1 protein-coding gene and 1 pseudogene are annotated in these 11,828 nt (G+C 74.6%); one reads left to right on the top strand and one right to left on the bottom strand.

All coding sequences use genetic code 11. The features are described 5' to 3' along the window. Positions 1–108 precede the first annotated feature (108 nt). Positions 109–1,863 (bottom strand): cyclic peptide export ABC transporter, encoded by a 1,755-nt coding sequence (locus WJ35_RS03770; protein WP_069238762.1) that lies wholly within the window; start codon positions 1,861–1,863, stop codon positions 109–111. A 314-nt stretch (positions 1,864–2,177) separates the two neighbouring features. Between WJ35_RS03770 and WJ35_RS03765 the strand changes: the two are divergent. Further along, positions 2,178–11,823 (top strand): annotated as a pseudogene (locus WJ35_RS03765) (amino acid adenylation domain-containing protein). The last annotated feature ends 5 nt before the right edge of the window (positions 11,824–11,828 follow it).

Here is an 11,828-nt window from a genome sequence, read left to right as displayed (position 1 = left end):
TCGCGCTGCACAGGCAAGCCCATCGCCGCAATCGCTGCGCGCCTGCCACCGATCATCGAGACCGCCGGCGCGACCAACACGACGATGCAGGCCGGCGTGCCCCGACGATCACGCACTCAGCGCGTTCGCGCCGTCGCGCGCTCGCGCGGGCGCCGTATCGCTGACGATCCGCCCGTTGTCGAGCTTCAGCACGCGGTCGGCGAGATCGAAGTAGCGGTCGTCGTGCGTGATCACGACCACCGCCTTGCCGCGCGCGCGCAGCTCGGGCAGCAGTTGTTCGTAGAACACCGCCTTGAACGTCGGGTCCTGGTCGGCGGCCCATTCGTCGAACAGGTAGAACGGCCGGTCTTCCAGATACGCGACGACGAGCGCGAGCCGCTTGCGCTGCCCGGTGGACAGCGCGCGGGTCGAGAACGCGCCGTCGACGACCTTCACCTTGTGGTCGAGCGCGAGCTTCGCGACCAGCGCGTTCGCGCGCGCGTCGGCCTGCGCGCGCGCCGGATCGTCCGGGTCGACGATGCCGAGCAGCGCATCGAACAGGTGGAAATCGTTGAACACCGCGCTGAAGCGCTGCCGGTACGCGGCGCGCTCGCGCCAGCCGACCGGCCGGCCGTCGACCTCGATCGCGCCTTCCTCGGGTTCGTAGAGGCCCGTGAGCACCTTCGCGAGCGTGGTCTTGCCGCTGCCGTTGCCGCCGACGATGAATACGAGCTCGCCGGGCTTCAGCGTCAGGTCGATCGGCCCGATGCGGAACATCCGCTCGTCGCGCTCGTGGAAATACGAATGCGTGACGCCGCGCAGCGTGACCGCGCCGGCGGGCGCGATGGCGGACACGGCGGCCGCCGGCGCGTCGCTCGCGGGCGGCGCGGTGCGCAGCGCGCCGAATTCGGCCATCACGTCCTCGATGCGCGCGAGCGACACGCGCGCCGCGTTGACGGTGGGCAGGTTGTTCAGCAGGCCGTCGAGCGGCACCAGCATGAACAGGAACACGACGACGTAGCCGGCCGTCGCGCCCGGGTCCGCGTGCACGCCGAGCTGCGGCCAGAACGCGGCCGCGCCGAGGAACGCATAGAACAGGAAGATGATCCAGCCGACGCCGACCGCATACGCGCTGAACGCGCGGCGGCGGTGGTCGCGCACCTCGCCGATCGCCGCGCCCAACTGGCCGTCGACGAACTGGCGCGCGCGCGCGTCATGCAGCTTCAATTCCTTCGCGCCGGAGAACAGCGCGCCGAGATAGCCGAACAGCTTGTCCTGTGCGCGGCCGGCCGCTTCGAGCGACGCGATCGCGCGGCGGTCGCCGGTGTGATAGCCGAGCGAGCCCGCGACGATCGCCGTGAGCGCGAGCACGCACACGGGCCACGACAGCCACGCGAGATAGCCGAGGCAGCCGAACACGATCGAGCCGTGCATCACGAGGTTCGGCAGCGCGAAGAACAGCATCGACACGTTGGTCGCGTCGTCGGTCAGCACCGACTGCACGGGCGCCGCGCCGATGCGCTCGACGTCGCGCAGCTCGGCAGCTCCGACGCGGCGCGCGAGATGCGCGCGCAGCCGCGCCATCGTGTCCTGCGACAGCCGCGCGAACAGCACGCCCGACACGATCCGCGTGACGAGCGCGACCACCGCGCACAGCGCGAAGCGCCACGCGAGCGCGGCGTCGGCCGCGACCGGCTGCGCGAGCGCGCGGTTCAGCGTCGCGACGAGCAGCACGCTCGCGACGCCGTTCAGCACGCAGGCGACGAGCGCGAGCGCGAGCGCGGCGCGGCTTTCGCGCAGCAGCGCGAGGATCAGGCGCGCGGCGGGGCGGCCGGGGGAGGCGTCGAGGGACGGCGGGGAAGAGGGCTCGTGGGCGGCGGTCATCGGCAACGTCGGTTAATGAAGGGCAGGCGAGAAAGGCTGGTGAAACGCGCGCAACCGGCAGGGCCGGCGCGAACGGCAGCGCTGCGGCAGCCGCGTGGTCGCGGCGTCTCTCCCTGATAGACGAACGGGCGCCGCAAATATTTAGCAGCGCAGGCATTTGGCAGCGCGTGCGAACTCGCCATGCGCGGCCTGCGCGCGGCCGTCGTGCGCAAAACGGTAAAAAACCGGCCGCGCCGTTCGTCACACCAGTGAAGCCGCCCAGTGCGGCGCCGTGAGTTGGCCGTAGCGGCCGGACCTTGAAGGACTTCACGCCCATGACGAGTTTCCCGACTGCGTTGCATCACCGAATCCGCGAGCTGGCGCGCCGCGCGCCCGACGCGCCCGCGCTCGCCGTCTCCTTTCCGACCGAAATCCGCCTGACGCGCGGCGCGCTCGATGCGCGCGCGTCGCGGCTCGCGCGGCGGCTGCGCGCGGCAGGCGTCGGCGCCGAGGTGCGGGTCGGCGTGTGCGTCGAGCGCTCGTGCGAGCTGTTCATCGCGCTGCTGGCCGTGCTGAAGGCGGGCGGCGTGTTCGTGCCGCTCGATCCGCGCCATCCGGCCGCGCGCCTCGACTGGATCGTGCGCGACGCGAACCTGCGCCACGGCATCGTCGACGCGGCGGGGCGCGCGGCGCTCGGCGCGCCGTTCGCGCATGCGTTCGACGTCGCGGAAATCGATGCCAATGCAACGGACGCGTGCGTCGATGAAGACGACGCGCCGGTTCATCCGCGCGCGGCCGCCTACATGATCTACACGTCCGGCTCGACCGGCACGCCGAAGGCGGTCGTCGTCGAGCACGGGCCGCTCGCCGCGCATTGCGATGCGCTTGCGGCCGCGCTGCCGATCGCGGCCGGCGACCGGCTGCTGCATTTCGCGTCGGTCAATTTCGACGCCGCGCACGAATGCTGGCTCGCGCCGCTCGCGGTCGGCGCAAGCATCGCGGTCGCGCCGCCGCAGCCGTTTGCGCCGGACGCCGCGCATGCGCTGATGGTGCGCGAGCAGGTCAGCGTCGCCGCGTTTCCGCCTGCCTATCTGCGCGAGTTCGCGGCGCTCGCCGCGCGCGACGGCGTGCCGCCCGCGCTGCGCGTGCTCGCGTTCGGCGGCGAGGCGCTGCCGCAGCAGGCATTCGAGTTCGTGCGCGACACCTTCCCGGCGGTGCGGCTCGTCAACGGCTACGGGCCGACCGAAGCGGTGATCTCGCCGATGCTGTGGCCGGTCGAGCCGGGCGAGACGCCCGCGCTCGCCGCGGGCGACGCGTTCGCGGCGCTGCCGATCGGCCGGCCGATCGGTCCGCGCGTTGCCCGCGTCGACGGTGGCGACGGCGCGGCGGCCGGCGAGCTGCTGCTCGGCGGCGTCTGCCTCGCGCGCGGCTATCACGGCCGCCCGGCGCTGACCGCCGAGCGCTTCGTGCCCGATCCGGACGGCGCGCCCGGCGCGCGCGTCTATCGCACCGGCGATCTCGCGCGAGTGCGCGGCGACGGCGCGTTCGATTACCTCGGCCGCCTCGACGATCAGGTGCAGGTGCGCGGCGTGCGCGTCGAGCCGGCGGAAATCGCCGCGTGCCTGCGCGCGCATCCGGCCGTCGCGGACGCGGCCGTGGTCGCGGAAGCCGACGGCGGCCCGACGCGGCTCGTCGCATGCGTCGCGCTGCGCACGGAGGCCGACGACGCGGCGCTGAAGGCGCACGTCGCCGCGCAGTTGCCGGCCGCCTGGCAGCCGCACCGGTACGTGCGCTGCGACGCGCTGCCGTACACGCTGAACGGCAAGCTCGACCGCGCGGCGCTGCGCGAGCGGATCGCCGCGGACCTTGCGGACCGTTTGGACCGCGCAGCCGGCGACGCGCCGCGCACGGACACCGAGCGGCGCACCGCTGAAATCTGGCAGACGCTGCTCGGCCTCGACGCGCCGCCGTCGCGCGACGACCGGTTCCTCGCGCTGGGCGGCGATTCGCTCGCGGCGATGCAGCTTCAGGCGGCGATTCGTGCCGAATGGCGCGTCAACCTGCGGCTCGACATGCTGTTCGCGGACCCGGCGCTCGCCGCGCTGGCCGACGCGATCGACCGCGCGGAGCGCGAAACCGGCGCGCCGCTCGTCGCGATCGCGGCGCGCGCCGGTGCGCCGGCCGGCGCACCGTATGCGGAGCGCGCGGCGTCGCTGGCGCAGCAGCGCTTCTGGGTGCTCGCGCAGACGCGCGACGCGAGCGCGGCCTATCACATCGCCGCGCACTGGACGATCGACGGCGCGCTCGACCGCGCCGCGCTGCAGCGCGCGCTCGATCACGTGATCGGCCGGCACGACGCGTGGCGCACGACGCTCGTCGAAAACGACGACGGCGTCGTGATGCAGCGGATCCACGCGCGCCTGCCGGTGGCGATCGCCGAAGTTGACCTGCGCGGCCTGCCGCCGGCCGGCCGCGACGCGCAGGCGGCGATCTTCGCCGAGCGCGACGCCGGCGCGCCGTTCGACCTGGCCGAAGGCCCGCTCGTGCGTGCGACGCTCATCGCGCTCGCCGACGACCGTCACCGGCTGCTGCTGACCGCCCATCATGCGATCACCGACGGCTGGAGCTCGCGCTGCGCGTTCGAGGAGCTGACGGCGGCCTATTGCGCGTATGCGAAGCGTCGCGAGCCGGCGCTGCCCGCGCTGCCGATCCAGTACGCGGACTATGCGGACTGGCAGCGCGACATGCTCGCGGGCGGCGAGGGCGAGCGGCAACTGAACTACTGGCGCGCCGCGCTGCAGGACGCGCCGGGCCCGCTCGCACTGCCGGTCGACCGGCAGCCGGGCGCGACGCGCACGCTGCACGGCGCGCGCGCGTCGCTGCGCCTGCCCGACGCGGTCGCGGCCGACGTGCGCCGGCTCGCGCGCGACGCGCACGCGACGGTCTTCACGGTGCTGATGGCCGCGCTCGACGCGTGGCTGTCGCGCCTGACCGGTGCGACCGACGTCGTGGTCGCGGTGCCGGTCGCGCACCGGCAGCGTCCGGAAACGCGCCGCTGCTCGGGCTGTTCCTGAACACCGTCGCGCTGCGCGTGCGCGTCGCGCCGACGCAGCCGTTCGCCGCGCTGGTCGATGCGGTGCGTGCGGCGGCGCTCGATGCGTATGCGCACCAGGACGTGCCGTTCGAGCGCGTCGTCGACGCGGTGAAGCCGCCGGTGCGGCGCGGCGACGAATGGCTGCGCGTCAAGTTCGCGCAGCAGTTCGACGCGCGGCTCGACAGCGCGCTGCCGGGCGCGACCGCGGTCGCGACGCCGGGGCCGGACCTCGCCGCGCGCTTCGATTTCGCGCTGGATTTCACCGACGATGCGAGCGGCATCGAACTGGTCACCGCGTATGCGACCGACTGCATCGACGCCGACACCGCGCGCGCGTGGCTCGCCAGCTATGCGGCGCTCGTCGCGGCCGCCGCGCGCGATCCGCAGACCGTCACGGCCGAGCTGCCGTGCGATGCGGCGCCCGCGTCGCGCCAGCCGCGCGACGGCCGCGCGCTGCGCGTCGAGCATGCCGACGTCGTCGCGGCGTTCGCGCGGCAGGCCGCCGCGTATCCGCATCGCGTCGCGCTGGCCGATGCGGCGGAGTCGCTGACGTTCGCGGAACTCGACGACGCGTCGGATCGCGTCGCCCGCGCGCTCCAACTGCGCGGCACGGCGGCCGAGGAACCGGTCGTCGTCTGCATCGAGCGCTCGGCGCGCTTCGTCGTCGGCCTGCTCGGCGCGCTGAAGGCGGGCGCGCTGGCCGTGCTGCTCGATCCGGCGCAGCCGGCCGAGCGGCTCGCGGCCGCCGCCGCCGATTGCCGCGCGCGCTCGGCGCTCGTCGCCGGCGACGCCGCATGGCCGGCCGGCACGCTCGCGCAGGCGCTCGACGTCGACGCGCTCGCGGCCGACGCGACGCTCGCGCAGGCGGGCGCCGCGCGCATCGCGCCGCACCCGGACCAGGGCGCGTACCTGATCTACACGTCCGGCTCGACCGGCACGCCGAAGGGCGTCGTCGTATCGCATCGCGCGCTCGCCGATTACGTGCAGGGCATGCTCGACGAACTCGCGTTCGCGCCGGACGCGTCGTTCGCGATGGTGTCGACGGTCGCCGCCGACCTCGGCCATACGACGCTGTTCGGCGCGCTGTGCGCGGGCCGCACGCTGCATCTGCTGCCGGCGTCGTGCGCGTTCGATCCGGATGCGTTCGCCGACGAGATGCGCCGCCGCGACGTCGGCGTGCTGAAGATCGTGCCGAGCCATCTGCAGGCGCTGCTCGAAGCCCGCGCGCCGGCCGACGTGCTGCCGAGCCATGCGCTCGTGACGGGCGGCGAAACGCTCACGTGGGCGCTGGTCGCGCGCATCGCCGCGCTCAAGCCCGCGTGCCGCGTGATCAATCACTACGGCCCGACCGAGGCGACCGTCGGCGCGCTCGCGTGCGACACGGCGTCGATGGCCGACGATGGGCACGACGGGGCGCGGGGCGTGCCGCTTGGCGGACCGCTGCCGAATGCACGCGCGGTCGTGCTCGATGCGTTCGGCGCGTGCGTGCCGGCGGGCGCGACCGGCGAACTCCATCTCGGCGGGCCGGGCGTCGCGCGCGGCTACTGGGGCCGGCCGGCGGCGACCGCCGAGCGCTTCCTGCCCGATCCGTTCACGCCGGGCGCGCGCGTGTACCGCACCGGCGACCGCGTGCGGCTGCGCACGGACGGCCGCATCGACTTCCTCGGGCGGATCGACGACCAGGTCAAGATCCGCGGCTATCGCGTCGAGCCGGGCGAGGTGAGCGCGGCCGTGCGCGCGGCCGACGGCATCGCGCAGGCGGAAACGCTGGCGGTCGAGCACGACGGCCGGCTGCGGCTCGCCGCGTTCGTCGTCGCGCGCGACGGCGCGGCGTTCGACGAGGCCGCGCTGCGTGCACGGCTCGCGGCGGCGCTGCCGGACTACATGGTGCCGGCGCAGATCGTCGCGCTGCCGCGCCTGCCGGTGACGGCGAACGGCAAGGTCGATCGCGCGGCGCTGCGCGCGCTGGCCGCCGCGCCTGCCGCGAGCGTGCAGGGCGATGCGCCGCGAGGCGCGGTCGAGACGACGCTCGCGGAAATCTGGCAGGCGGTGCTGAAGGCGCCGCGCGTCGGCCGCGACGACAACTTCTTCGAACTCGGCGGCGACTCGATCCTCGTGCTGCAGGTGATTGCCCGCGCGCGCAAGCGCGGCGTGCGCTTCACGCCGAAGCAGCTGTTCGACGGCCCGACGCTCGCCGAGTTGGCGCGCGTCGCGAAGACGGAAGACGTGGCGCAGCCCGCCCCGGTCGCACAGGCCGCGACGACCGTGGCCGCCGCGCGCGTGCTGACGCCCGCGCAGCAGCGCTTCTTCGCGCTCGACGTGCCGCATCCGGGCCACTGGAACCAGGCGGTCGCGTTCGACGTGCGCGGGGCGTTCGACCCCGCCGCGTTCGCGCGCGCGTTCGACGCGCTGCTCACGCATCATGAAGCGTTCCGCCGGCGCTTCACGCGCGGCGCGAACGGCGCGTGGCAGGCCGACGACGCCCAGCGCCCGTACGACGCGCTGCCGTTCGTCGAAGTCGCCGCGCGCGACGACGCCGACGCGCTCGCGCGCTTCGATGCGCTGCAGCGCCGGCTCGATCTCGGCCGCGGGCCGCTCGCCTGCGCGTGCGCGGCGCGGCTGCCGGACGGCGCGACGCGGCTGTTCGTCGCGATCCACCATGCGATCGTCGACGGCGTGTCGTGGCGAATCCTGCTCGACGATCTCGACACCGCGTACCGCGCCGCCTGCGAGCAACGGCCGATCCGGCTCGCGCTGCAGGGCCTGTGCGCCGACGCGTGGGCCGCGCGGCTCGCGCGCGCGGCGACCGATCCGGGCTCGCCGTTCGCGAACGAGACCGCGTACTGGACCGGCATGGCGCACGGCGACGACGTCGCGCCCGACCATCCGGACGCGCCGGCGACCAACGCGGACGCGGCCGTCGTCGTGCAGACGATCGACGCCGCGCTGACCCGCGCGGCGCTCGCCGACGCGCACGCCGCGTACCGCACGCAGACGATCGAGCTGCTCGCCGCCGCGCTTGCCATGGCGCTGGCCGACGGGCGCGACGCGGCGTCGTGCCGCGTCGAACTGGAAGGGCACGGCCGCGAGGCGCTGTTCGACGATGCGGATGCGAGCCGCACGATCGGCTGGCTGACGAGCCATTACCCGGTGTCGCTGCCGGTCGCGGCGAGCGCGCGCGACACGCTGTGCGCGGTCAAGGACGCGCTGCGCGCGGTGCCGCACAAGGGGCTCGGCTTCGGCGTGCTCGCGCACTACGGCGACGCGGCGACGCGCGCGGCGCTGGCCGCGGTGCCGCGTCCGCGCGTGACCTTCAACTACCTCGGCCAGTTCGACGCGCCGCGCGACGCGACGCTCGTGCCGCGCTTCGGCGGCGCCGGCGTCGAGCGCGATCCGCAGGGGCCGCTCGGCAACACGCTCGCGATCCATGCGTATCTTGACGAGGACCGCGACGGCGGACGCACGCTGAAGCTGCACTGGGTGTACGGCGCGCCGCAGTTCGAGCGCGCGACGATCGACGCGTTCGCCGCGCGGTTCGCGGCGGCGCTGCGTGCGCTCGTCGATGCGTGCGCGGCGCGCATCGCCCAGCGCGGCGGCGGCGCGACGCCGGGCGATTTCCCGCTCGCGCACGCCGCGGGCCTCACGCAGGCGGCGATCGAGCGCGCGCCGCTCGACTGGCGCACGATCGACGACGTGTATCCGCTGTCGCCGATGCAGCAGGGCATCCTGTTCCACGCGCTGTTCGCGCCGGGCCATGCGAGCTACGTGAACCAGCTGGTCGCGACCGCGACGGCGCTCGACGCCGACCGGCTCGCGGCCGCGTTCGACGCATCGATCGCGCGGCACGACATCCTGCGCACCAGCATCATGCCGGACGAAGCGGCGCCGCTGCAGCGCGTGCACCGGCAGGCGGCGCTGCCGGTCGAGCAGCTCGACTGGCGCACGCGCGGCGCGGCGCTCGATGCCGACTTCGACGCGTGGCTCGCGGCCGACCGCGCACGCGGCTTCGACTGGAATGAGCCGCCGCTGATGCGGCTCACGCTGATCCGCGTGACGGACGACGCGTGGCGCATCGTGTGGACCCGCCATCACGTGCTGCTCGACGGCTGGAGCACCGCGCGGCTGCTCGCCGACGTGCTGCGCGACTACCGCGACCCGGACGCCGTGTCGCCGTTCGCGAGCCGCCCGGCGCTGCGCTACCGCGATTTCATCGCGTGGCTCGGCGCGCGCGATCGCGACGCGGACGAGCGCTTCTGGACCGGGCGCCTCGCGCGGCTCGACGCGCCGACGCTGATCGCCGAGCGCACTGCCGACCGCGCGGCGGCACGGATGACGACGCGGCGCGCGACGATCGCCGCCGACGCGACGGCGCGCGTCGCGCAAACGGCGCGCGCGCTGAAGCTGACCGTCAACACGCTGGTGCAGGGCGCGTGGGCGCTCGCGCTGCAGCGGATGACCCACCAGCCGGCGGTCGCGTTTGGCGCGACCGTCGCGGGGCGTCCGGACGCGCTGCCGGACGTCGACGCGGTGCTCGGCCTGTTCATCAACACGGTGCCGGTGATCACCGCGCCCGCGCCGCAGCAGCGCGCGGCCGACTGGCTGCAGAGGCGTTGCAGCGCGACAACGCGGCGGCGGCCGAGCACGCGCATGCGCCGCTCGCCGACATCCAGCGCTGGGCGCGCGGCGCAGGCGGCGCGCTGTTCGACACGCTGGTCGTGTTCGAGAACTATCCGGTCGACGACACCGCGCACGACGCGGACCCGCGCGCGCTCGCGCTGCGCGACGTGCGCAGCATCGAGGCGACCGATTTCGCGCTGACGCTCGTGATCGAGAGCGGCGCGGAGCTGACGATCGACTACGGCTACGACACCGCGCGCATCGACGCGCGGCAGGTCGAGACCTGGCATCGCGCGTTCGCGTGCGCGCTCGACGCGCTGGCGAGCACGCCCGATGCGCGGCTCGGCGCGCTGTCGATCGGCGACGACGCGGCGCGCGACGCGCTCGCCCAGCGCGACGCGACCGCCCGCGCGTGGCCGGCGCACCAGCAATTGCCGCTGCACGCGCAATTCGAAGCGGCGGCCCGCGCGACGCCCGGCGCAGTCGCGCTCGAATACGCGGACGCGCACGGCAGCCTGCACCGGATGACCTATGCCGAGCTCGACGCATGCACGTCGCGGATCGCCGCCGCGTTGCGCCGGCAGGGCGTGCAGCCCGACACGCCGGTCGCGCTGTGCGTCGAGCGCTCGTTCGACATGGTGAGCGCGCTCGTCGGCGTGCTGAAGGCCGGCGCGGCGTATCTGCCGGTCGATCCCGACTATCCGGCCGAGCGCATCGCGTACCTGCTGCGCGATGCGCGGCCCGCGGTCGTGCTGACGCAGGCGCACCTGCGCGCGCAGGTCGAAGCCGCGCTCGGCGACGCCGCCGGCACGCGGCTGCTGACGGTGGCGGACCTGCTCGCGCAGGACATCGCACCGGACGCGATCGAGCCGGTCGCGGCCGCCGATGCGCAGCTCGCGTACCTGATCTACACGTCCGGCTCGACCGGCAAGCCGAAGGGCGCGGGCAACACGCACGGCGCGCTCGCGAACCGGATCGCGTGGATGCAGCACGCGTACCGGCTCACGCACGACGACGTCGTGCTGCACAAGACGCCGTTCGGCTTCGACGTGTCGGTGTGGGAATTCGTCTGGCCGCTGTCGCAGGGCGCGAAGCTCGCGATCGCCGCGCCCGGCGACCATCGCGACCCGGCGCGCCTCGCGGCCGCGATCCACGCGCACCGCGTGACGGTGCTGCATTTCGTGCCGTCGATGCTGGCCGCGTTCGCCGCGCATCTCGACGATTTCGGCGCGGCTGCGCAATGCGGCAGCGTGCGGCTGATCGTCGCGAGCGGCGAGGCGCTTGCGCCCGAGCTGGTCGCGAAGGTCGCGCGCCTGTTGCCGCGCGCGACGCTCGTCAACCTGTACGGGCCGACCGAGGCGGCGATCGACGTGTCGCACTGGACCTGCGGTGCGGCCGATGCGCATGCGCACGCGGTGCCGATCGGCCATCCGATCGCGAACCTGCAGCTGCACGTGCTCGACGCCGCCTGGCAGCCGGTGCCGGCGGGCGCGACCGGCGAGCTGTACCTGGCCGGCGCGGGCCTCGCGCGCGGCTACCTCGGCCGGCCGGGACTGACGGCCGAGCGCTTCGTGCCCGATCCGTTCGTGCCGGGGGCGCGCATGTACCGCACCGGCGATCTCGCGCGGCGACGTGCGGACGGCGCGCTCGACTACCTCGGCCGCGTCGACACGCAGGTGAAGCTGCGCGGCCAGCGGATCGAGCCGGGCGAGATCGAGGCGCTGCTGCGCGCGGCGCCGGGCGTGCACGACGCGGTCGTCGTGGTGCGCGACGAGCAGCTGATCGGCTACGTCGCGCGCGGCGACGCGGGCGTGCTCGACCCGGCCGCGCTCCTCGATGCGCTGCGCGCGCAGTTGCCGGCCTACATGGTGCCGTCGCAGCTGATCGCGCTCGACGCGCTGCCGGTCACGCCGAACGGCAAGTGCGACCGCCATGCGCTGCCGGCGCCGGTGCGCGACGCGGCGGCCGCGGCCGAGCTCGCGACCGACACGGAGCGCGCGCTCGCGGCGATCTGGCAGCGCGTGCTGCGCGTCGACGCGATCGGCCGCGACGACGACTTCTTCCTGCTCGGCGGCCATTCGCTGCTCGCGACGCAGGCCCATGCGCAGGCGAACCTGCACTGGGGCCTTGCGCTGCCGCTGCGCACGCTGTTCGACACCCGCACGCTCGCGCGCTGCGCGCAGGCGCTCGACGCGGCCTGCGCGGCGCGCGGCGCGACCGACGCGGCGAGCGCGATCGACGCCTTGCTCGGCGAACTGGAAATTCAATAAGGACG

The organism is Burkholderia ubonensis (genome assembly GCF_001718695.1).
Taxonomy (GTDB): Bacteria; Pseudomonadota; Gammaproteobacteria; order Burkholderiales; family Burkholderiaceae; genus Burkholderia; species Burkholderia ubonensis_B.
This window is presented reverse-complemented; position numbering and strand designations above follow the sequence as displayed.